Origin of the sequence: Paraburkholderia sp., assembly GCF_035501035.1 — a bacterium.
GTDB lineage: Bacteria > Pseudomonadota > Gammaproteobacteria > Burkholderiales > Burkholderiaceae > Paraburkholderia.
On sequence record NZ_DATJWR010000440.1, the window covers coordinates 16,445 to 38,020 of the forward strand.

Here is a 21,576-nt window from a genome sequence, read left to right on the forward strand (position 1 = left end):
AGGACAAAACGGATCGCCCATGGCGATCCGTTTGTTTATCCAGCGACCGTAGTACACCAAAGGAAGGGCGGCGTCGCTCCGCCCATCGCCATGACTTACGCCGGCTGCATCGCCATGCGCTCACGCTGCTTCACGAGCGCGAGCACTGCGTCGATGGTCGGTGTCGGCTCGCCGACCAGTTGGCCCATCTCCTGCACGACAGTGAGCAGCGGATCGATCTCCATCGGCCGCCCGGTTTCGAGGTCGACGAGCATCGAGGTCTTGTGCGCGCCTACCGCGCCGGCGCCGTCGATGCGCCGCTCCACGTCCACGCGGAAATGCACGCCGAACTGCTCGGCAATACGCTTGCCCTCGAGCATCATCGTGCGCGCCACGGCGCGCGTGGCGGGGTCGCTCGTGATGATGTCGAGCGTTGCGTGCGTGAGCGCGCTGATCGGGTTGAAGCAGAGGTTGCCCCACAGCTTGAGCCAGATTTCGTCGCGGATGTTCTCGCGTATCGGCGCATCGAACCCGGCGGCCTGCATCATTTCATGCAACTGGACGATGCGCGGCGTGCGCTCGCCCGAGGGCTCGCCGATCGGAAACTTCTTGCCGTACACGTGGCGGATCACGCCGGGGGCCTCGATTTCGGCGGCCGGATAAAGCACGCAGCCGATCGCGCGCTCGGGCGTGAGCCGCGTCCATTGCGAGCCGTCCGGGTCGATGCTTTCGAGCCGCGTGCCGGCGAACTTGCCGCCGTGCTGGTAGAAGTACCAGTAGGGAATGCCGTTGGTGCCCGTGACGATGGCCGTGTGCTTGCCGAGGAGCGGCTGCATCGCATCGATCACGCCCGCCACCGAATGCGCCTTTAGCGTGACGATCACGACGTCTTGCACTCCCAGCTCGCGCGGGTCGGAAGTGCAGCGCACATTCGCCACGTACTCCTCACCATCTATCAGAAGACGCGCGCCGTTCTCGCGCATGGCGGCCAGATGCGGACCGCGCGCAACGAAGCTCACGTCGGCGCCCGCGCGTGCGAGCTGCACGCCCATCATGCCGCCGATCGCGCCCGCTCCAAAGATGCAGATCTTCATATTGAAACCCCAATGACGTTGAAAACCGCGTGTCCGTAGCGGCGTTTCTCACGAGCGTTGGGGAAAATGCCCGCTCGCCGCGACGACGGACGATGGTTCGAGCATAAGGGCAGCTGTCGATTAACGACAGTTAAAGTTTCTCGCGAAAATCATCACGAAAAACTTATGGATGGGGGCGCCTCGGCACGGCGCTACGCGGCGCGTTCAGCCGCGCCGCACAAGGAGGAAGCTCACGCCGATCGCGCCGAGAAACGCGCCGCAGGTGCGATTGAACCAGCGGCGCACCGTGGCGCGCGTGAGCCAGCGGCCGAGGTACATGCCAGCGAGCGAGTAGAGCGCGATGGCCACGCATTCGAGCACGAGAAAGCTCGCGCCGAGCAGGCCGAACTGTGGCGCGATGGGCTTCGCGAGATCGACGAACTGCGGCAGAAATGCCGTGAATACGAGAATCGCCTTGGGGTTGCCCGCCGCGACGAGGCACTCGCGCCACGCAATGCGCGCGAGCGAGGCGTCGCCTTCGAGGCTCATGCCCATGGGGTTCGCGTCGCTGCGCCAGAGTTGCACCGCGAGCCACACGAGGTACGCGGCGCCCGCAAGCTTGATGACGAAGAAGACCGCCTCGGAGGCGCGCAGCACGACGGCGAGGCCCGTGGCCGCGAGCGCGATCATCGCGGCGAACGAGACCAGCCGGCCCGTGCCGCCAAGGAATGCGCGCACGAAACCGTGACGGGCGGCCACGTTGATGGACAAAAGGTTGTTCGGCCCCGGCGCCATGTTCAGTGCGAAGCAGGCGGGCAGAAAAAAGAGCCAGGTGGTGAAGGACATGATGACGCTCGAAGGTTTGCGCCGCGCAAGGCGGCCGCGCCGCGAATCGCTCCATTTTAGCGCGCCTCGCGTGCGCGGCCTTGCGCAACCCTTCGCGCAGTTCGTCTGCTCAATGGTAAATCGGCAGCGCGAGAAAGAGCTTGATGATGATGGCGTTGGCGATATCGATGAAGAACGCGGCCGCGAGCGGCACCACGAGAAACGCAACATGCGAATGGCCGAAGCGCGCCGTGACCGCCTGCATGTTAGCGATTGCCGTGGGTGTGGCGCCGAGACCAAAGCCGCAGTGGCCCGCCGTGAGCACGATGGCGTCGTAATTCGCGCCCATCGCGCGAAACGTCACGAATATCGCGTAGAGGACCATCAAGAGCGTCTGTGCGCCGAGAATCGTGAAAACCGGTAGCGCGAGCGCGGCGAGATCCCACAGGCGCAGCGTCATCAGCGCCATGGCGAGAAAGAGCGCGAGGCTCACGTTGCCGATCAGCGCGACCGCGTGCGCGGCCACGGGACGTCCCACGAGCGCAAGAGCGTTGGCGAGCAGCACGGCGACGAACAGCACGCAGACAAACGTGGGCAATTCGAACGGGGTGCCTGCGATCAGGCCGGAGAGCGCGTCGCCGAGCGCCAGGCTGATGGCGATGAGCGTGAGCGTGTTGATGAAGGCGGCCGGCGTGGTCGGCTGCTCGGCTTTGGGTTCTTCGAATGCGTAGGCATCGTCCGTGGTGGTGCCGGACGTACCCGTGGCCTCGTCGCGCGAGCCGAAGCGCTTCACGAGGTGCTGCGCTACGGGGCCGCCGAGAATGCCGCCCACGATCAGCCCGAAGGTGGCGCAGGCAATGGCGGCTTCGGTGGCGGACTGCAGCCCATGATGCTCGGTGAACACCGCGCCCCATGCGGCGCCCGTGCCGTGGCCGCCCGCGAGCGACACCGAGCCCGCCAGTAACCCGTACAGCGGATCGACGCCGAATGCGAGCGCGAGCCCAATCCCCACTGCGTTTTGCAGCACGAGAAGCCCGACCACCACGGCGAGAAAGCGCAAGAGCATCGGGCCGCCCGCTTTCAGGTTGGCGAGATTCGCGTTGAGGCCGATGGTGGCGAAGAACGAGAGCATGAGCGGCGCTTGCAGCGAGGTGTCGAAGCTCACGTTGACGTGCGCAAAACTGTGCAGGCCGAATACGATCAGCGCGGCGACGATGCCGCCCGCCACGGGCTCCGGAATCGTCAACTTGCGCAGGAGCGGTATGGTCGCGACGAGCCACTGGCCGATCAGCAGCACGAGCGATGCGACGACGAGCGTTCCGTAGACTTTTATGTTCATATTCGAGGTCTCATCCGGGGTCTCGCGGGGCAGCGGAGGGGCGCACGAACGGCGGCCGGCGGCTGCGACGGGTGTCTGCTCAAGGTACACCAGGCGCGGGAGCGCTGCGCGCATGGTGCGCAATCACGCGCTGCCCCGGGCGGCGCTGCTTGCACGAAACGGGGCCTCACGCTTAAATAGGCGGGCGATGACCAAGGCGAGCGAGGCCGCCGTCATGCAGGACGAATTTCCCCGATTGCCAGGATGGCGCGAGACCGTACAAGAACCGGAGAAGGTCATGAATGGGAGCATCGTTGCTGAACGCGAGGCGGCCGGGCGTGCCGCGCGCGAGCGCTCGAGGCGTTCGAGCCACAAGGAAACCGGCAACCTGAAGCGCGACCCGCTCGAACTGCTGCGCCTGAATAGCGAAGGCCGCGTGCCGAACCTCGTGCAGCTGCGCTATGGGCGCATGATCGTATCGCCCTTCACGTTCTTTCGCGGCAGCGCGATCCTGCAGGCGCACGATCTTTCTCGCGTGCCGAACACCGGCATGACGATGGAAATCTGCGGCGACGCGCATCTTCTGAATTTCGGCGGCTTCGCCACCCCCGAGCGCCAGCTCGTATTCGATCTCAACGATTTCGACGAGGCGGCGACCGGCCCATGGGAGTGGGACGTCAAGCGACTCGTGGCGAGCTTCGTGGTGGCGGCGCGGCACATGCGCTATTCGCGCGGCGTGGCCGAGGATCTGGTGATGACGGCCGTCACAACCTATCGCGACCGCATGCGCCGGTACGCGGAATATGGCGCACTCGATCTCTGGTACGACAAGATCACCTTCGAGCGCATGGTCGAGACGGCGCTCACGCCCGAAGGCCGCCGCTTGATCCGGCGCGGCATGGAAAAGGCCGCGAACCGCACGCACGAAAACCTGCTCGAAAAGCTGGCGGAGCGCGACGGCGACCACTGGACGATGCACGACGCGCCGCCCGCGCTCTTTCACGTGCACGGCGCCAACACGCTGTTCGAGCCCGAGGACGACTGGTTCACGCTGGGCGACTGGCGCACGCTGATCGAGCCGATGTACGAGGCCTACGCGAAGACGCTCGCGCCGGACCGGCGCGAGCTGCTCGAACACTTCACGATTCAGGACCTCGTATTCAAGGTCGTGGGCGTGGGCAGCGTGGGCACGCGCTGCCTGGTGATGCTGCTAGTCGACCATCATGAGAAGCCGCTCTTCCTGCAGGTGAAGGAGGCGCGGCGCTCAGTCGTTTCGCAGTACTTCAAATCCTCAGCCATCAAGCACGAAGGCGCGCGCGTCGTGCATGGCCAGCGCATGCTGCAGGCGGCAAGCGACATTTTCCTCGGCTGGACCACGGGCCCCGCGGGCCGCTACTTCTACGTGCGCCAGTTGCGCGACATGAAGCTCTCGGCCGATATCGAACTGCTCGACAGCACGTTGCTTGCCGGCTACGCGCGGCTATGCGGGTGGGCGCTCGCGCGTGCGCACGCGAAGTCGGGCAGCGCGTCTATCGAGATCGCCTCGTATATCGGACGCGGCGACCAGTTTGCAGAAGCGTTGACAGCTTACGCATTCGCTTATGCCGACCAGGTGGAGCGCGATTACGACGCGTTCGTCAAGGCCGCGCGCAGCGGCGCGATCGTCGCGCGCAGCGACGAGGACATGGCCGCCGACTTCCGCGTTTGATTACGCGTTCGATGCAAGGCGCGGGGGCACCGCGCCGCGCCGAACGCGCTATCCTTGCGCTTTTGTTTTGCCGCGCGGCACGCGCCTCATATGTCTACGTCACCATGCGGCCGCAGCGCGTGCGGCAAAGGCGGCGAGCCCCGGTATGGACGGCCCGCCGGTACAATCGCGCGAAGGGAAAGCGTTGCTGCGTGCGCGATTTATGTAGTCGAGCAATTCAAGGGGGTCACAGTTGAAGGGGATTGGCATCGCGAGGCGTTTGCGCCGCCACGCGCGCGCGGGCGGCCGCGCCCGCGCGCTTTCGGCAGTGCTGTGCCGCGCGCTCGCCTGCGCGTGCGCGTTGAGCGGTGCGGCAGCGACCCGCGCCGACGAACTGGAGAGCCCCACGCTGCGCAAGATTCGCGACACCGGCACGATCGTCATCGGCGTGCGCGAAGCGGCGGTGCCTTTCTCGTATATGGCAGGCGGCTCTCACGCGACGGGCTATTCGTATGAGATCGCCCGGCGCATCGCGGCGGCCGTGCAGGAGACGCTCCAGCTTCCCGCGCTGCGCGTGCGCGAACTGACCGTCACGCCGCAGAACCGCATCACGCTCGTGCAGGACGGCACCGTCGATCTGGAGTGCAGCACCACCACTCACACGCGCGAGCGCGAGAACGACGTGGCGTTCTCGAACAGCATTTTCGAGTACGGCGTGCGCATGCTCGTGAAGCGCGGCTCGCCGGTCAAGGATTTCGGCGATCTCGCGGGCCGCACCGTGGTCACGACCGCGGGCACTTCCGAAGAGCGGCTGCTGCGGCGCTGGAATGCCGAGCGCGCGATGAACATGCGCATCGTCGTCGCGAAGACTCATGCCGATTCGGTCGAGGCCGTGCGCTCGGGCCGCGCCGTCGCTTTCGTGATGGACGAGCCGCTGCTGCACGCCGCACTTGCAACCGGCTACGAAGCCGGAGGCGCGCCGGGTGCGCCGGTCGCGCAAAGCGCGCGCAGCATGGGCGACGCGCACGACTACGCAATAGTCGGCAGCCCGGCCAGGTCGGAGGTGTACGGCTGCATGTTCCGGCGCGGCGACGTCGCCTTCAAGCGCATCGCCGACGACACCATCGCGAAGATGGAGCGCTCGGGCGAGGCGCTTGCGCTCTACCGGCGCTGGTTCGACACGCCGATTCCACCCGCCGGCGTGAATCTCGACTTCCCGATGTCGGCGCAGATGAGGACGCTTTTCGCGAATCCCAACGATCAGCCGCTCGATTGAAAGCGATCGGGAGCGGAGTGCGTTGTCGAGCGGCAACGACCAACCGACGAATCGAAAAGAACGAGGCAATGATGACTGAAACGCAACAACGCGCCGCCGCGCAAGACGCGGCGACGCCCGAAGCGGGGGCGCCCACGCATAAGGTGGCGCTCGTGACGGGCGCTGGCAGTGGTATCGGGCGCGCATGCGCGCGAAGGCTGCTGGCGAATGGCTTTGCTGTCGTGCTGGCGGGGCGGCGGCCGGCGCCGCTCGAGGCGCTCGCCGACGAGGCCCGCGCGCGCGGCGAAGAGGCGCTGGCGGCGCCGTGCGACGTGACGGACGCAGCGGCCGTCGAGGCGCTCTTCGAGACGATCCGCGCGCGCTACGGGCGGCTCGACCTGCTCTTCAACAACGCGGGGCGCAATGCGCCGGCAGTGGATATCGACGAGCTTTCTGTCGACGACTGGCGTGCCGTGGTCGACACGAACCTGACCGGCGTGTTTCTGTGCACGCGCGCGGCGTTCGGGCTGATGAAGCGGCAGACGCCGCGCGGCGGCCGCATCATCAACAACGGCTCGATTTCGGCGCATGCGCCGCGGCCGTTCAGCATTGCCTACACGGCGACCAAGCATGCGATCACGGGCCTGACCAAAACGGTTTCGCTGGACGGGCGGCGCTACGACATCGCGTGCGGGCAGATCGACATCGGCAATGCGGCGACCGAGATGGCCGAGCGCATGGCGCGCGGCGTGCCGCAGGCGAACGGCGAGATTGCCGTCGAGCCGCTCATGGATGTGGAACTCGTCGCCGATGCGCTCCTGCACATGGCGCAGCTGCCGCTCGAGGCCAACGTGCAGTTCATGACGATCATGGCGACGAAGATGCCGTTCGTGGGGCGCGGCTGAGCGGAACGATCTCGCAGGGCCGGCGGAGGGTGGCCGCGTGGCCGCGCATGGGCTGCCGCGCGCGCTTTGGCTCGCGCGTCGTCCCGCGCATTGTCCCGTATACTGGCCGTTGATCTGCCACGACGCCTTAGCGCCCATGCCGTTGCCTCTGCGTGCGGACGACGATCCGCGACCCCAGCCGCCTGAATGTCCCGATAACGACGCCTGTTGCCATAGCGGCTGCGATCCGTGCATCTTCGACCTGTACGACGAGGAGATGGGCCGGTATCGCGCCGAACTGGCCGCGTGGGAAGCGCGCGAAACCGCGCGGCAAGCGGCGGCGAAAGCGCCGCGGAAAGAGCTCGCGAACGCCGCCGCGCCGCCGCGTGGCAAGTCCTCGCGCTGAACCGCGCTGAGTGTTTTGACCGCTTCGACCGCCTCGAGCGCCACACACCGAACCGCTTTACCCGCTCCGCCATGACCGAATCCGCTCTCGCTCCTCATGCTCACGCCCTCGACGCCGCCGCGCTCGACGCGCTGCGCGCATTCGTCGAGCGTCATCCTCGACTGTTCGTGCTGACCGGGGCGGGCATCAGCACGGATTCGGGCATTCCGGGCTACCGCGACGAGAACGGCGCCTGGAAGCGCTCGCCGCCCATCACGCTGCAGGAGTTCCTCGGCTCCGAGCATGCTCGGCGGCGCTACTGGGCGCGCAGCATGATCGGCTGGCCCACGGTCGGCCAGGCGCTGCCCAATGGCGCGCATCGCGCGCTTGCGCGGCTCGGCGCGGCAGGCTACGCGCGCACGCTCGTCACGCAGAATGTGGACGGGCTGCACCAGCGCGCGGGCAGTCGCGACGTGATCGAGCTGCACGGCAGCATCGCGCACGTGCATTGCCTCGACTGCGGCGCGCAATATTCGCGCGCGTCGATCCAGCCGGCACTGGTGGCGCGCAATCCCGGACTTGCGGACGCGAGCGCGGAACCCGCCGCCGACGGCGATGCCCATCTCGACTTCGACGGCGCCAACGCTTTCTTCGTGCCGGCGTGCGCCGCGTGCGGCGGCCTGCTCAAGCCTTCGGTGGTGTTCTTCGGCGAGAACGTGCCGCGCGAGCGCGTGGCGGCCGCCTCGAACGCGCTCGACGAGGCCGACGCGGTGCTCGTGGTCGGCTCCTCGCTGATGGTGTACTCGGGCTATCGCTTTTGCGCCTGGGCGCAGCAGCGCGGCAAGCCCGTGATTGCGATCAACATGGGCAAGACGCGCGCCGACCCGCTGCTCGCGCTGAAGCTCGAAGCGCCTTGCGCGGCGGTGCTCGACGCGCTCGACGCGCGGCTTGCCGCCTGACTCCCTCACACAACTCGACCCAACGGAACCGACGACATGCTGACCACGCTAGCCGACCTCGAATCGCACTACGGTGCGCCGAACGAACGCTCGTTGCGCAAGGAAATCGATCACGTCAACGCGGACTACCGGCGCTTCATCGAGTGCTCGCCGTTCGTCGTGCTCGCCACGGGCGGCCCGGACGGGCTCGACTGCTCGCCGCGCGGCGACGCGCCCGGCTTCGTGCGCATTCTCGACGAGCGCACGCTCGCGCTGCCCGATCGCCCCGGCAACAATCGCGTGGACAGCCTGCACAACGTGATCGTCTCGCCGCAGGTGGGCCTGCTGTTCATGGTGCCGGGCGTGGGCGAGACGCTGCGCGTGAACGGGCGCGCCCGCGTTTCGAGCGACGCGGCGCTGCTCGCGAGCTTCGCCGTGGACGGCAAGCCGCCGCGCTCGGTGCTCGTGATCGACGTGGAGAGCGTGTATTTCCATTGCTCGAAGGCCATCGTGCGTTCGAATCTGTGGGACCCGTCACGCCATGTCGAGCGCTCGCAACTGCCGAGCGCGGGCGAGATGCTGCGCCGCGTGAGCGCGGAGCAATACGGCGAGACATTCGATGCCGAGACTTACGAAGCCGGTCTCGCAGAACGCATCAAGCACAGCCTGTACTGAACCGGATGAACGCAAGACGATGAACGACCCCCAAGCCGCCCAGCGCCTCAGTGCGCCCGCCGCCGAGCGCAACGCCGCGCCCATTCTGGAGGTGCTGCGCGGCGCGCTGCCCGCGCACGGCACGGTGCTCGAAATTGCGAGCGGCACCGGCCAGCACGCCGCATACTTCGCGGCCGCGTTGCCCGGCATCACCTGGCAGCCCAGCGACGCCGACGCGCGCGCACGCGCGTCGATCTCGGCATGGCGCGCGCATACGGGCCTCGCGAACCTGCGCGAGCCGCTCGACCTCGACGTGTGCCGCGAGCCCTGGCCGATCGATGCGGTGGATGCCATCGTGTGCATCAACATGATCCACATCGCGCCCTGGGAAGCGGCGCAGGCGTTGATGAAAGGTGCGGGCGCGCGTGTTGCTTCTGGGGGAGTGCTCGTGCTCTACGGTCCGTACCGGCGCAGCGGCGCGCACACGGCGCCGAGCAACGAGGCCTTCGACGCCGACCTGCGCGCGCGCAACCCGGCCTGGGGCGTGCGCGACATGGAGGCCGTCGAGACGTTGGCGCAGGCGCAGGGCTTCGTATGCGAGGCGCGCGTCGCGATGCCGGCCAACAATTTCAGCGTGGTGTTCAGGAAACGCTAGCGCGGGCAGAAACCCGCGCCCGGGTGCTCGTATTCACGCAGCGCCCTGGCGTTTCCCTTATGCTTGCACGGTTGGCGCCCCATGCGGCGCCGTCAATGAATGAAGTGGAGAATCAACATGAGCAAACAGCCAATCGGCGTAGTGGGCCTGGCCGTGATGGGGAGCAATCTCGCGCTCAACATCGAAAGCCGCGGCCATTCTGTCTCGGTGTTCAACCGTAGCCGCGCGAGAACCGACGAGCTGATCGCTGAGTATCCGGATCGCAAGCTCGTGCCGGCTTACACGCTCGAAGAATTCGTCGACTCGCTGGAAAAGCCGCGCCGCATCCTGATGATGGTGAAGGCGGGCGCAGCCACCGACGACACCATCGCCGCGCTCAAGCCGTTGCTGGACAAGGGCGACATCCTGATCGACGGCGGCAACACGCATTTCACCGACACGATCCGCCGCAACCAGGAGCTCGCGAAGGCGGGCCTGCACTTCATCGGCACGGGCGTGTCGGGCGGCGAAGAGGGTGCACTCAAGGGCCCGTCGATCATGCCGGGCGGCCAGCGCGACGCTTACGATCTCGTGGCGCCCATCCTCACCGAAATCGCGGCGAAGGCGCCGGACGGCGAGCCGTGCGTCGCGTACATGGGTCCGGACGGCGCGGGCCACTTCGTGAAGATGGTGCACAACGGCATCGAGTACGGCGACATGCAGCTGATCGCCGAAAGCTATGCGGTGCTCAAGCAGGTGCTCGGCCTCTCGAACGCGGAACTGGGCAAGGTCTACACCGAGTGGAACGAGGGCGAGCTTGACAGCTATCTGATCGAGATCACCTCGAAGATCTTCGGCAAGAAGGACGAGGAGACGGGCAAGGACCTCGTCGACGTGATTCTCGACCGCGCCGCACAAAAGGGCACGGGCAAATGGACGAGCCAGAACGCGCTCGACCTTGGCGTGCCGCTGCCGCTCATCACGGAGTCGGTGTTCGCGCGCGTACTCTCGTCGCTGAAGACGCAGCGCGTGGCCGCGAGCAAGGTGCTCGCGGGCCCCGACGCGAAGCCGTTCACGGGCGATCACAAGGCTTTCATCGAGTCGGTGCGCCGCGCGCTGTACTTCTCGAAAGTCATTTCGTACGCACAAGGTTTCGCGCAGCTGCGCGCGGCTTCCGACGAGTACAAGTGGGATCTCCAGTACGGCACGATTGCGAAGATCTTCCGCGCGGGCTGCATCATCCGGGCGCGCTTCCTGCAGAAGATCATGGACGCCTATGCGAAGAGCCCGCAGCTCGACAATCTGCTGCTCGATCCTTATTTCCGTGAGATCGCGGCCAACTATCAGGCGGCGTTGCGCGACGTGGTGATCCAGGCGGTGGCGGCGGGCGTGCCGGTGCCGGCGTTCTCATCGGCGATCGCGTACTTCGACGGTTATCGGTCGGAGCGTCTGCCGGCCAATCTCGTGCAGGCGCAGCGCGACTTCTTCGGCGCTCACACGTTCGAGCGCATAGACAAGCCGGGCAGCTTCCACGCTGACTGGTCGTAAGAAAATCGCAAGATAGAAAACCGTATAGTCATTGCGGTCTTTGTTGGAATCGAAAGGTGAGTCCCTCGGACTCACCTTTTTTTGTTGCTGAAATCGCAAAGGTGTTTTGATAAATAAGGGTTTTCCCTAGGGCAATCGGACGCATACACTGTATTCAACCGCTGACGAACAAGGTGTTCGAAGTGGAAATAAAACAGATGGAGGTCCGATCATGAACAAGCTCATCCCCGCAGTTGTCGTTGCCGCCGCTCTTGCCATCCCGGCAATCTCGTTCGCTCAATCGAGCCAGCAAGGCCTGACCCGCGCTCAGGTGCGCGCGGAACTGGTCGAACTCGAGCATGCCGGCTATAAGCCGTCGGCTGACTATGTGAACTACCCGGAAAACCTGCAGGCCGCCGAAGCCCGCGTGACCCAGGAAAAGCTGGCTAGTGGTGACACCAGCGGTTACGGCGCTCCGGCAGTAGGCACGTCGCAGTCGGGCGGAGCCGTGCAACCGGCACAAATCGCCCCGCAACAGTCGGTGTATTTCGGCCACTAAGCCTTGACCGAACGGGGCCGGTGCAGGCGGCTCCAGTACGAACCCCCCTGTAGTCAGTTGTCGCAGTTCGTTGTTGCAGCAAGTCTTCGCAGTTTGAAGGCGTTGTGAATTTTCGCAGTGCGGAGTGAGTAGTCGCAGTTCGTTGTTGTAGTAAGTGGTGACAGTACGCAGTGTGTAGTCGCAATAGCAGTGTGAGGTTGCGGTAGAAGTTGCAATCGGTACCAGGAAGTTGCAGTGAGCAGTGAGAGTAGAGAGTTGTTGCAGAGGTAGTTGAAGTGGGCTGGCGCAGTGAGAGGTGCAGCCTTGCAGTAGCAGTAGGCAGTATGTTGTTGCAGCAGGTAGTCAGGTAGCAGGCAGTCCAGCACGGGCCGGTATTCAACCGGCCCGTACTTTTTTGGGCTCCCGTTTCGCGTCTTCAGCGAGCATGCAGGTGGGGCACACCCTCGCTCGTCGTGACCTTGAGCTGATGCAACGCCCGGTGCGCCTTGTTCAACTGGGCCTGGGCGGCAACGCGCTGCGCCTCCAGTTGCGCCACTTCCTTGCGCACCTGATGCTGGCGGCCCGTCACCGTTTGCTCCTGTTCCGCATGCCGCTGCAAGTCCACCCGCAGCCGTTCGGCCTGCGCTTCCGATTCCTCGATCAGCCGCGTGAGCTCCGCGTTTTGCGCGACGAGCTGCGCACGGCGCATTTCACCGTCGGCGAGGCGCGTTGCCTGGTCCTGCATGAGATGGAACGCCGAGCCGGCCGCGTCGAGGTCGTTGGCCTTCAGCGCGCGCCACAGCACGCCGTCCTGGTGCAGCGAAACAAAGTAGCCGAGCGTGACCGGATGGAAGAAGAGGCTCACGGTATAGGCGAAACAGCGGTAGACACGGAAGGTCATCAACTCGTCGGCGGCGGCGAGCGCCTCGAACGCGGCGCCGTCGGCGATCTGCACCGGGCGGCCGTTCATGTGCGCGGGCATGACCGGCACGGCGTGGAGCGTGGACACCGGGCGAGGACCACCGGAGGCTTCATACGGCAGGGTCGCGCCCGCAGCAGGTTCCGAGCGCGGCTCGACGTCGGCGACGGAATCGGGCGACGCATCGGCGGCACGCGCTTCGTGCGCTGTGTGCGCGACGGCGTCGCGCGGGATAGCGCTTTTCGCGGCAGCGTTGTGCGTCACCGCGACGAGAAGCGAGGGGCCGCCAGGAAATGCGGCGCTACGACGGTTCAGAATGGACTTCACGGCGGTTCCCCCAGATTGGCGCACCAAAAGCAAGGTAATCCGCGCGCAACTGCGTGGGACTTTTGCGCCGGCGCGCAGGCTAAACGGGGCGGGCAACGCGGGTGGGGTGCCGTCCGCCCCGGGTTCGCCTCCTAGTGCAGCAGGCGAGGCCGGCGTGCAATGTCATCGAACAGCGCACGGCCGGGTTCGAGCGCGAAAAGCCACGTTTCGTCATACCCGCTCAGCGTGTCGAGCGCATCGCGCAAACGCTCGATGACCACGGCGGGAATTTCTACTGTCGCCTCGGTGGCGCCCGACAGCCGTGCGATGCTGGCGTGCTGCACCAGTTCGTCGGCGGCTTCGGCCACGTCGGCCGCGAAGATGAGGTGGTTGTTCAACAATTCGACGAGGCCAGTCGACGCCGCGACATCTTCGACGTTCAGCTGCAGCGAAACAAAGGTGGCTTTGTTCATTCTCGGATCCCTCAGGGACGTGGGACTGCAGCGAGAGGCCTTTCATCTGATTATCGGATCATGCCTGATCCAGTATAGGCGAGCCCCTGCGCGAACGTAGGCAGGGCGCACATGACGCTGAAAAAAGCCTGTCAGAGCATGGGCGATATAATGAGGGACGTTCGCCAATTCCGGCCTGGATTGCGGAATGTGGCGCGCAAGCGAACGCCTGCGGCCCGCCGCGCATCCAATATGCGTATCTCCGCCATACGCGAGGACCAAGCGAGGAACAGCACGATGAACCGAGAACGGCGAAACCCGGGCACGTATGCGGCGCTGGCCGCGCTCACGCTCCTTTGCAGCGCCTGCAGCAGCCCCTTCCCGCCCTGGACGGAGTCGACCAACGCGCCAATGACGACGACGAGCGGCGTGCCCGCGGGCTACTACCGCGTCAATCCCGGCGACACGCTTTCGCGCGTCGCCTCGGCCTTCGGCCAGCGTCCGCAGGACATCGCGACCTGGAACCAGCTACCCAGCGCCAACGTTCAACTGCTGCCAGGCCAGGTGTTGCGCGTCGCGCCGCCGCCGAACTATGCACCCGTGCCGCAGGCGCCGGGTGGCGCGGCCGCCGCAGCCGGCGTCGCGATGCCCGCGCCGGTGCCGCCCTCCATCGTGCTCGCGTGGCCCGCGCGCGGGCCGATCCTGCAGCGCTTCGTGCCGGGCAAGTCCACTGGCATCGTGATCGGCGGCACGGCCGGCGAGCCGGTCAAGGCCGCCGCTGCCGGGCGCGTGGTCTACGCGGGCACGGGCATCGAGGCCTATGGGCCGCTCGTCATCATCAAGCACAACGACCAGGTCGTGACGGCCTACGGCCACAACGGCAAGCTGCTCGTCAAGGAAGACGACGCCGTTTCGCAAGGCCAGCCGATCGCGGAAATGGGCGTGGACGACCGTGGCGTCGCCGGCGTGCAGTTCGAAGTCCGTAGCGACGGCAAGCCCGTCGATCCGCTGCCGCTGCTTGCGCGCTAGCCGCCGCGGCTTGCTTGGCGCTGCACGGCGCCGCGCCGGGGTGGTCGTGCTCCCCGGCACCCTCCTGCGGCATTGCGCTGCCCCGCGGTTTGAAAATACACTCGAAGGTTCTCACGCCGCGCATGAAGCCGCGCGCGCCAACCCGAGGATTCCACGAGGATTTCATCGCAATGATCGACCTGCGTAGCGACACCGTCACCCGTCCGAGCGAAGCCATGCTCGCCGCCATGACCCGCGCCGAAACCGGCGACGACGTATGGGGCGACGACCCGACCGTGCTGCGCCTGCAGGCGCGCGTGGCGCAGGAGGCGGGCAAGGAGGCGGGTCTTTTCTTCCCGAGCGGCACACAGAGCAATCTCGCCGCGCTGATGGCGCATTGCGCGCGCGGCGACGAGTACATCGTCGGCCAGGCGGCGCACACCTACAAGTACGAGGGCGGCGGCGCGGCCGTGCTCGGCAGCATCCAGCCGCAGCCGCTCGACAATGCCGAGGACGGCTCGATTCCGCTCGAACGCATCGCCGCGGCGATCAAGCCGATCGACGATCACTTCGGGCGCACGCGCCTGCTCGCGCTCGAAAACACGATCGGCGGCAAGGTGCTGCCGGCCGATTATGTCGCGAAGGCCACGCAGCTCGCGCGCGAGCGCGGGCTCGCCACGCACCTCGACGGCGCGCGCGTGTTCAATGCGGCCGTTGCGTCGGGCCAGTCGCTCGCGGCGCTTGCGGCGGGCTTCGATTCGGTCTCGATCTGTTTTTCGAAGGGCCTGGGCGCCCCGGTGGGGTCGGTGCTCGTGGGCAGCCGCGCGCTGATCGACGTTGCGCATCGCTGGCGCAAGGTGCTGGGCGGCGGCATGCGCCAGGCGGGCGTGCTCGCGGCCGCTTGCCTTTACGCGCTCGACCACAACGTCGTGCGCCTCGCCGACGACCACGCGAACGCCGAGCGCCTTGCCGCCGGCCTCGCGCAGATCGAGCAGGTGAAGGTGATGTCGCAGGCCACGAACATGGTGTTCGTGCAGTTCCCGCAGGAGCATTGCGCGCCGCTGGAGGCGTATCTGAAGGAGCGCGGCATCCTCACGCAGATGCTGTACGCGTCGCGCTTCGTCACGCACCTCGATGTATCGGCGGCCGATATCGATACGTTCGTGGCGGCAGTGAAGGGCTACTTCGCGCGCTGATCGACTGAAGGGCGGCGGGGCGCGCCGGCCAGGCGCCTGCGCTCGGGCGCTTGCCTCCGCCGCTTTATTCCCGCTTCCGTTCCCGCTTTACCCGCGCTGCACCGCCCGGTGCGACGGCGCGAAAAGCCGCAAGCCGCTAGCAATGGCCGCTGCGCCCGCAAAGGCGCAGCCGAGCCCCAGCGCGAGCGTTGGGCCATGTCGGCCCGCAATCCCGAAGCACAGCGCCACGAGCGCCGCGCCCGTGGTCTGCCCGAGCAGCCGCGAGACGGCGATGGTGCCGCTCGCGCCGCCGCTGCGCTCGGGCGGCGCGCTCGCCATGATCGCGCGCAGGTTGGGCGACTGGAAAAAGCCGAAGCCCGCACCGCAGATCGCCATGCGCACGACGATGTCCGGCACCGAGGGGTGCACGGGCAGCAGCGCGAGCGACGCCATGCCCGCCGAGAGTATGGCGAGGCCGATCGCGCCGAGCAGGCCCGGCGGATAGCGGTCGGAGAGCCGGCCCGCGATGGGCGCGGCGGCGGCCACGACCACGGGCCAGGGCGTCATCAGAAAGCCGGTCTCGACCTGGCTGCGCATCAGCACGGTTTCGAAATAGAACGGCAGCGAGACGAACGCGAGGCCCTGGGCCGCGAACGAGCAAATGGCGGTGAGCGACGAAAGCGCGAAAACCGGCCTGCGAAACAGATCCACGGGCAGCATGGGCGCCGGGTGGCCGGCCTCGCGCCGGATCAGCAGCGCGCCGAACACGAGCGCGATCACGGCGGCGATGCCCACTTCCTTGCCAGGCGCCTGCTGCGCCGCCTCGCCGAGCGCGAAGATCAGTGCCGCGAACGTGATCACATTGAGCAATGCCGCCACGGGATCGAATGCGTGCTTGCCGCGCGCGGTCTGCGGCAGCGCGGGCAACGCGAACACGAGCGCGATCACGCCGAGCGGAACGTTGATCGCGAAGAGCCACGGCCAAGTGCCTGCCGAGAGGATCAGCGAAGCCATCGTCGGACCCACGGCGAACGAAACGCCGACGACGAGCGCGTTCATGCCGAGCCCGCGCCCGAGCCGGTGCGGCGGGTAGAGAAAGCGGATCAAGGCCGTATTCACGCTCATGATCGCGCTCGCGCCGAGGCCCTGTAGCACGCGCGCGCCGGCGAGCGCGGTGAGCGTGGGCGCGAGCGAGCAGGCGAGCGAGGCGACCGTGAAGATCGCCAGCCCGCTGATATAGATGCGCCGGTGGCCGATGATGTCGCCGAGCGCGGCGAGCGGCAGCAGCGTGGCGACCATCGCGAGCTGATAGGCGTTGATGATCCACACCGAGGCGGCGGGCGCCGCGTGCAGGTCGGTGGCGATGGCGGGCAGCGCGGTGTTGGCGATGGCGGTGTCGAGTGTCGCGAGCGCGACGGCGAGCATCACGGCGCCCATGGCGCGGCGGTGCTTCGCGGACATGGGGGCGTCGGCGCGCTCGCCTTCGAGCTGCGCGGAACGGGTTTCAGACAAGACGATCTCGGGAGGTAGGACGATGAAGGCCGCGGCGCAAGGCCGCGCGGACGAATCCTGAGATTGTTGCAGAGCTAGCCCGGCTTTGCAGGGACTACTTCATAGTGTGGGCTGTCTGTAAGACTTCGTACTGATGCGGAACATGTGATGTGCGAATATCGCAACTAACAGCCCAGTCCAGCCCAGCCCAGCCAAGCCCGCAACGCCACGCAACGCCACGCCGCGTTGCGTGGCGCTGGCGCTGGCGCTGGCGGACCGGGCGGACGGCAGGGCATAGAGGTGGGTGGGGGTGTCTGGTGTGGTGGGTCGCTGTGCCCTGCGCTCGCCTGCGGCGCCGCCGCACGCCATTTAAAAATGCACTACTCTGCAAGCTGATCTGCGCTCGCCGGCGAGTCGTGCCGGCCCTTCATATCGCGACGCCGATGCGTCATCCTTGCATCCCGCCCGTGCGTGGCGCAGTCCCAGAACAACCGCGCGCCTTGCACCGTTTGGGGGCGCGCAGTTCTTTTCTTGTGCTTTGCGTGGGACTGCACAAAGTGCTCTGCATGGGGCCGGAGTAAGTGCTAGAGCACGAACTCCGGCCGACAGCTAAAGCGCTGAGTGTGGGTCGACAGGAGTTCATCGATGACAGCCGTCGGTCTCGAGTTCGATCAGTTGCAAAGCAGCGTCGAGGCGCTGCGCCGCTCCATCTCCAACCGCCTGATGTACGGCGTCGGCAAGGACGCCGTGACGGCCCGCCCGCAAGACTGGCTGCACGCCGCTGCGCTCGCCGTGCGCGACCGTCTCGTGGAGCGCTGGATGATCACCACGCGCCGCCAGTACGACCAGGACGTCAAACGCGTCTATTACCTGTCGATGGAATTCCTCATCGGCCGCACGTTCTCGAACGCGCTGCTCGCGCTCGGCATTCACGAGCAGATGAAGGAGGCGCTCGCGGGCGTGGGCATCGACATGGACGCGGTGATCGACTACGAGCCCGACGCCGCGCTCGGCAACGGCGGCCTCGGGCGGCTCGCGGCGTGCTTTCTCGACTCGATGGCGACACTCGGTATTCCGGGCTTCGGCTATGGCATTCGCTATGAGTACGGCATGTTTCGCCAGCAGATCGTGAACGGCGAGCAGGTCGAGGCGCCCGATTATTGGCTGCTCTCCGGCAATCCGTGGGAGTTTCCGCGTCCCGAGGTGCAGTATCCGGTGCGCTTCGGCGGCCGCACCATGCAGCGCGACGGCCACGTGGAATGGGTCGACACCCAGCACGTCAATGCCATGGCCTACGACACGGTAATTCCCGGCTATGCCACGAGTACCACCAACACGCTGCGACTATGGTCCGCGCGCGCGGACGAAGAACTCGACCTCTCTGCGTTCAACCAGGGCGACTATCAACGCGCAGTCGAAGCACGAAATATTTCGGAGAACGTATCGCGCCTGCTCTATCCCGACGATTCGACAATGGCCGGGCGCGAACTGCGTCTGCGCCAGGAATACTTCTTTGTCTCCGCGACGATGCAAGACCTGATTCGCCGCTATCTGCGCACGCACAGCACCTTCGGACGCTTCTCCGAAAAGGTCGCGGTGCACCTGAACGATACGCACCCCGTGCTCGCCATTCCCGAGCTCATCCGCCTGCTGGTGGATGTGCATCACCAGCCGTGGGACGAAGCGATGGGCCACGTGCGGCGCGTGTTCTCGTACACGAACCACACGCTGATGCCCGAAGCGCTGGAAACCAGGGATGTCGAACTATTGGCGCGCCTGCTGCCGCGCCACCTCGAAATCATCTTCGACATCAACGCGGCGTTCCTGCGCGACGCGAGCGATCGTGGCGCGCACGATCTCGACTTGATCCGCCGCATTTCGCTCGTCGACGAATACGGCCAGCGCCGCGTGCGCATGGCTTATCTCGCGATCGTGGCGAGCCACAAGGTGAACGGCGTCTCGAAGCTGCACTCGCAACTGATGACGCGCGACATCTTCGGCGATTTTGCGCGCCTCTTTCCCGAGCGCTTCACGAACGTCACCAACGGCATCACGCCGCGCCGCTGGCTCTCGCTCGCGAGCCCGCCGCTCGCGCGCCTCGTGGACGAAGCGATCGGGCCACGCTGGCGCAGCGATCTGTTCGAGCTGGGCGCGCTGCGCAAGCTGCGCGGCGACGCGGCGTTCGAAGCCGCGTTCCGCGCGGCCAAACGCAGCAACAAGGCGCGCCTCGCGCAGCGCGCCCACCAGCGCACGGGCATTGCGTTCAATCCCGACGCGCTCTTCGACATGCAGGTCAAGCGCATTCACGAGTACAAGCGCCAGTTGCTCAATGTGCTGCATGTGATCACGCGCTATAACCGCATACTCGAAGCGCCGCAGCACGACTGGGTGCCGCGCGTCGTGCTGTTCGCGGGCAAGGCCGCTTCGGCCTACCGCATGGCGAAGATGATCATTCACCTCATCAACGACGTGGCCGCAAAGATCAATCACGACCCCGTGGTGGGCGATCGCCTGAAGGTAGTGTTCGTGCCGAACTACGGCGTAAGTGTGGCCGAGCTGCTGATTCCGGCAGCGGATCTCTCCGAGCAGATCTCGACCGCGGGCACCGAGGCGTCGGGCACGGGCAACATGAAGCTCGCGCTGAACGGCGCGCTCACGATGGGCACGCTCGACGGCGCCAACATCGAGATTGGCGAGGCCGTGGGGCAGGACAACATCTTCATCTTCGGTCACACGTCCGATCAGGTGGATACGCTGCGTTGCGCGGGCTACCGGCCGCGCGAGGTCTACGAGCAAAACGCGGAGTTGCGCCGCGCGCTCGACCAGATCCGCACGGGTTTCTTCTCACCGGGCGACGCAGCGCGCTACACGGACATCTTCCACACGCTCGTGGATTGGGGCGACCACTACCTCGTGCTGGCCGACTACTCGGCCTTTGTCGAAGCGCAGGACGCCGCCGACCAGCGCTTCATCGACGTGCCGGCGTGGACCGCGAGCGCGATCGAGAACGTGGCTGGGATGGGGCAATTCTCGTCGGACCGCGCCATTGCGGAATATGCCCGCGACATCTGGCACGTGAAGTCGATCGAGATGGAATGAAGACGAAGCGGCCCGCGGCGTGCGAGGAACCTCAGGGCGCAGCGGGTCGTCGCGTCGAGCCAGGCTCTGTCTGCGCTGATTGTGCAGATTGTGCAGCCCGCGCGGCACGCACAGCCTGCTCCACGCGATCGAGGAAAGCGCGATCGAGACTCGAGAGCGCCTCGCGCGGCTCGCCGCCTGTCACGACATAGAACCGGTGTATGGCCTCCTGCCAGATCCAGGCGAGCCAGCCCACCACGACGAACATCACGCCGCACGCGAGGGCCACCGCCGAGCCGAAGGCCCCACCCACCGCTGCGAGCGTTACGCCGGCCAGCGAGATCAGGGTGGGCACGACGCGATTGCGTCTGCCGATGACGATGCGTACGTCCTCGATGTCGCGCATGGGAAAGACCTGGCCCCCGGCGGAGAGTGCGCTGCGTGTGACCGAAACACCGGCTTCGTTGAAAGGGAGTTCCATCGGTTCGAGAGCTGCGAGGGGAAACAGTGCAGCGTACCAGAAGCGCGCTCAAGAAGGCGGCGAGCACAACGTCGCAGGCCGGCCGGGCGCGCACATGCGCTTGGCGAGCCGGTCAAAAAAAGCGGGGCATCCCAAGGGATGCCCCGTCCGGTAAGGCGCGGCGCGCAGTGTAAAAAGCTGCGGCGCGCATTGCAGAGCCGGCGGCGCGAGCCGCCGGCCGCTGTTGCTTCCTGGCCTGCTTAGAACTTGTGGCGGATACCGACGCGCACCGCGACCTGGTCCTGCGAACCCGTGCCCGACGGCGCGAAGATGCTCGAGGTCGAATCGCCGATCTGCGCCTGGACCTTCTGGCCGTTCGGGAGCGTGCCCGACCCGTCCTGGTACGTCACGAGGCCGTAGACGTCGGTGCGCTTGCTGAGCGCGTAGTCGACGGATGCGTTGATCTGGTTCCAGTGGGCCGTCGCGCTGCCCGAGGCGCGCGAGTACGTGTAGCCGAGTGCGCCCGAGAGAGCCGGCGTGAAGGCGTACTTGCCGCCCGCTTCATACGCGTTGTAGAGCGTCGACGAACCGGCGATCGGCGAGAGCAGCGTGTTGGTCCACAGGGCCCAGAACGTTGCGGGCCCAACGATATAGCGGCCACCCACGCCGAACGAACGCAGGTTTTGCAGCGTGGTCTGCGGCAGGTTGGCGATCGTGGTCGAGAATGCCGGCGTGGCCGAGCCCGGGTAGTTGATGTTCGTGTACGCAGCGCCGAGGCTGAAGGGGCCGTAGCCATAGTTCGCGCCGAAGCTGTAGGCGCGCGACGACGAGGTCGAGCTGCTCGACGGAGCGCCGGCGAACGAGGTCGTGTTCGAGAAGCCATACAGGCCGCCGAACGTGAAGCCCGAGATGTTGACGCTCTGGAACTTGACCGAGTTGTTGATGCGGCTCGAGGTCAGCTGGTCGATGTCGTTGAAGTGGTATGCCCAG

At 66.4% G+C, this 21,576-nt stretch carries 20 protein-coding genes; 12 read left to right on the forward strand and 8 right to left on the reverse strand.

Features of this window, described 5'->3' with window-relative positions; genetic code table 11:
* Positions 1 to 95 precede the first annotated feature (95 nt).
* The 3 genes from VMJ11_RS31020 to gltS form a co-directional block, all read right to left on the reverse strand.
* On the reverse strand, positions 96 to 1,073 hold the full coding sequence (locus VMJ11_RS31020; RefSeq protein WP_325624732.1) for a 2-dehydropantoate 2-reductase: 978 nt from the start codon (positions 1,071 to 1,073) through the stop codon (positions 96 to 98).
* A 204-nt stretch (positions 1,074 to 1,277) separates the two neighbouring features.
* On the reverse strand, positions 1,278 to 1,898 hold the full coding sequence (locus VMJ11_RS31025) for a LysE family translocator (RefSeq protein ID WP_325624733.1): 621 nt from the start codon (positions 1,896 to 1,898) through the stop codon (positions 1,278 to 1,280).
* Positions 1,899 to 2,007: 109 nt separating this feature from the next.
* The gene (gene gltS / locus VMJ11_RS31030; protein WP_325624734.1) at positions 2,008 to 3,216 is read right to left on the reverse strand and encodes a sodium/glutamate symporter; all 1,209 of its coding nucleotides are present in this window, start codon (positions 3,214 to 3,216) and stop codon (positions 2,008 to 2,010) included.
* Positions 3,217 to 3,493: 277 nt separating this feature from the next.
* Here gltS and VMJ11_RS31035 point away from each other — a divergent pair, with 277 nt between their 5' ends.
* The 9 genes from VMJ11_RS31035 to VMJ11_RS31075 all read left to right on the forward strand — a co-directional run bounded on the left by VMJ11_RS31035 (position 3,494) and on the right by VMJ11_RS31075 (position 11,718).
* Positions 3,494 to 4,903 carry a DUF2252 domain-containing protein gene (locus VMJ11_RS31035; RefSeq protein ID WP_325624736.1) on the forward strand — a complete coding sequence of 470 codons (1,410 nt, stop codon included), beginning with the start codon at positions 3,494 to 3,496 and terminating at the stop codon, positions 4,901 to 4,903.
* Positions 4,904 to 5,210: 307 nt separating this feature from the next.
* Positions 5,211 to 6,158: a transporter substrate-binding domain-containing protein gene (locus tag VMJ11_RS31040; protein ID WP_325624758.1), complete on the forward strand. Its 948-nt coding sequence runs from the start codon at positions 5,211 to 5,213 to the stop codon at positions 6,156 to 6,158.
* 68 nt (positions 6,159 to 6,226) lie between these two features.
* Positions 6,227 to 7,042 (forward strand): SDR family oxidoreductase, encoded by an 816-nt coding sequence (locus VMJ11_RS31045; protein ID WP_414694526.1) that lies wholly within the window; start codon positions 6,227 to 6,229, stop codon positions 7,040 to 7,042.
* Between the two features lie 109 nt (positions 7,043 to 7,151).
* On the forward strand, positions 7,152 to 7,427 hold the full coding sequence (locus VMJ11_RS31050) for an oxidoreductase-like domain-containing protein (protein ID WP_414694527.1): 276 nt from the start codon (positions 7,152 to 7,154) through the stop codon (positions 7,425 to 7,427).
* A gap of 71 nt (positions 7,428 to 7,498) precedes the next feature.
* A complete protein-coding gene (locus VMJ11_RS31055) occupies positions 7,499 to 8,365 on the forward strand; it encodes an NAD-dependent protein deacetylase (RefSeq protein WP_325624737.1) in 867 nt (288 codons plus the stop codon).
* A 36-nt stretch (positions 8,366 to 8,401) separates the two neighbouring features.
* Positions 8,402 to 9,019 (forward strand): pyridoxamine 5'-phosphate oxidase family protein, encoded by a 618-nt coding sequence (locus VMJ11_RS31060; RefSeq protein WP_325624739.1) that lies wholly within the window; start codon positions 8,402 to 8,404, stop codon positions 9,017 to 9,019.
* 19 nt (positions 9,020 to 9,038) lie between these two features.
* Entirely contained in the window at positions 9,039 to 9,653 is a 615-nt protein-coding gene (locus tag VMJ11_RS31065) for a DUF938 domain-containing protein (RefSeq protein WP_325624740.1), read from the forward strand.
* A 117-nt stretch (positions 9,654 to 9,770) separates the two neighbouring features.
* Entirely contained in the window at positions 9,771 to 11,180 is a 1,410-nt protein-coding gene (gndA, locus tag VMJ11_RS31070) for an NADP-dependent phosphogluconate dehydrogenase (RefSeq protein WP_325624741.1), read from the forward strand.
* 211 nt (positions 11,181 to 11,391) lie between these two features.
* Entirely contained in the window at positions 11,392 to 11,718 is a 327-nt protein-coding gene (locus VMJ11_RS31075; protein ID WP_325624742.1) for a DUF4148 domain-containing protein, read from the forward strand.
* 415 nt (positions 11,719 to 12,133) lie between these two features.
* Here the strand turns inward: VMJ11_RS31075 and VMJ11_RS31080 are convergent, their stop codons facing one another.
* Complete coding sequence (locus tag VMJ11_RS31080; protein WP_325624744.1) at positions 12,134 to 12,943, reverse strand: DUF2968 domain-containing protein; 810 nt, start codon at positions 12,941 to 12,943, stop codon at positions 12,134 to 12,136.
* A gap of 131 nt (positions 12,944 to 13,074) precedes the next feature.
* A complete protein-coding gene (locus VMJ11_RS31085) occupies positions 13,075 to 13,395 on the reverse strand; it encodes a hypothetical protein (protein WP_325624745.1) in 321 nt (106 codons plus the stop codon).
* Between the two features lie 276 nt (positions 13,396 to 13,671).
* Between VMJ11_RS31085 and VMJ11_RS31090 the strand changes: the two genes are divergently transcribed.
* Both VMJ11_RS31090 and ltaE read left to right on the forward strand, forming a co-directional pair.
* Positions 13,672 to 14,403 carry a peptidoglycan DD-metalloendopeptidase family protein gene (locus VMJ11_RS31090; protein ID WP_325624746.1) on the forward strand — a complete coding sequence of 244 codons (732 nt, stop codon included), beginning with the start codon at positions 13,672 to 13,674 and terminating at the stop codon, positions 14,401 to 14,403.
* Positions 14,404 to 14,573: 170 nt separating this feature from the next.
* The gene (gene ltaE, locus VMJ11_RS31095) at positions 14,574 to 15,578 is read left to right on the forward strand and encodes a low-specificity L-threonine aldolase (RefSeq protein WP_325624747.1); all 1,005 of its coding nucleotides are present in this window, start codon (positions 14,574 to 14,576) and stop codon (positions 15,576 to 15,578) included.
* Positions 15,579 to 15,665: 87 nt separating this feature from the next.
* Here ltaE and VMJ11_RS31100 read toward each other — a convergent pair whose 3' ends face one another.
* Complete coding sequence (locus tag VMJ11_RS31100; protein WP_414694530.1) at positions 15,666 to 17,018, reverse strand: MFS transporter; 1,353 nt, start codon at positions 17,016 to 17,018, stop codon at positions 15,666 to 15,668.
* A gap of 675 nt (positions 17,019 to 17,693) precedes the next feature.
* Between VMJ11_RS31100 and VMJ11_RS31105 the strand changes: the two genes are divergently transcribed.
* On the forward strand, positions 17,694 to 20,147 hold the full coding sequence (locus tag VMJ11_RS31105; protein WP_325624751.1) for a glycogen/starch/alpha-glucan phosphorylase: 2,454 nt from the start codon (positions 17,694 to 17,696) through the stop codon (positions 20,145 to 20,147).
* A gap of 31 nt (positions 20,148 to 20,178) precedes the next feature.
* On the opposite strand, the gene VMJ11_RS31110 is transcribed toward VMJ11_RS31105, so the two are convergent.
* Together VMJ11_RS31110 and VMJ11_RS31115 are read right to left on the reverse strand one after the other, a co-directional pair.
* A complete protein-coding gene (locus VMJ11_RS31110; protein ID WP_325624753.1) occupies positions 20,179 to 20,607 on the reverse strand; it encodes a DUF6232 family protein in 429 nt (142 codons plus the stop codon).
* Between the two features lie 239 nt (positions 20,608 to 20,846).
* On the reverse strand, positions 20,847 to 21,576 hold a 730-nt coding region (locus VMJ11_RS31115), incomplete at its 5' end, for a porin (protein ID WP_325624754.1).

Coding starts and splice junctions, on each gene's coding strand:
- VMJ11_RS31020 (WP_325624732.1), bottom strand. CDS start 1,073: ATGAAGATCTGCATCTTTGGAGCGGGCGCGATCGGCGGCATGATGGGC.
- VMJ11_RS31025 (WP_325624733.1), bottom strand. CDS start 1,898: ATGTCCTTCACCACCTGGCTCTTTTTTCTGCCCGCCTGCTTCGCACTG.
- gltS (WP_325624734.1), bottom strand. CDS start 3,216: ATGAACATAAAAGTCTACGGAACGCTCGTCGTCGCATCGCTCGTGCTG.
- VMJ11_RS31035 (WP_325624736.1), top strand. CDS start 3,494: ATGAATGGGAGCATCGTTGCTGAACGCGAGGCGGCCGGGCGTGCCGCG.
- VMJ11_RS31045 (WP_414694526.1), top strand. CDS start 6,227: ATGATGACTGAAACGCAACAACGCGCCGCCGCGCAAGACGCGGCGACG.
- VMJ11_RS31055 (WP_325624737.1), top strand. CDS start 7,499: ATGACCGAATCCGCTCTCGCTCCTCATGCTCACGCCCTCGACGCCGCC.
- VMJ11_RS31060 (WP_325624739.1), top strand. CDS start 8,402: ATGCTGACCACGCTAGCCGACCTCGAATCGCACTACGGTGCGCCGAAC.
- VMJ11_RS31065 (WP_325624740.1), top strand. CDS start 9,039: ATGAACGACCCCCAAGCCGCCCAGCGCCTCAGTGCGCCCGCCGCCGAG.
- gndA (WP_325624741.1), top strand. CDS start 9,771: ATGAGCAAACAGCCAATCGGCGTAGTGGGCCTGGCCGTGATGGGGAGC.
- VMJ11_RS31075 (WP_325624742.1), top strand. CDS start 11,392: ATGAACAAGCTCATCCCCGCAGTTGTCGTTGCCGCCGCTCTTGCCATC.
- VMJ11_RS31085 (WP_325624745.1), bottom strand. CDS start 13,395: ATGAACAAAGCCACCTTTGTTTCGCTGCAGCTGAACGTCGAAGATGTC.
- VMJ11_RS31090 (WP_325624746.1), top strand. CDS start 13,672: ATGAACCGAGAACGGCGAAACCCGGGCACGTATGCGGCGCTGGCCGCG.
- ltaE (WP_325624747.1), top strand. CDS start 14,574: ATGATCGACCTGCGTAGCGACACCGTCACCCGTCCGAGCGAAGCCATG.
- VMJ11_RS31100 (WP_414694530.1), bottom strand. CDS start 17,018: ATGTCCGCGAAGCACCGCCGCGCCATGGGCGCCGTGATGCTCGCCGTC.
- VMJ11_RS31105 (WP_325624751.1), top strand. CDS start 17,694: ATGACAGCCGTCGGTCTCGAGTTCGATCAGTTGCAAAGCAGCGTCGAG.
- VMJ11_RS31110 (WP_325624753.1), bottom strand. CDS start 20,607: ATGGAACTCCCTTTCAACGAAGCCGGTGTTTCGGTCACACGCAGCGCA.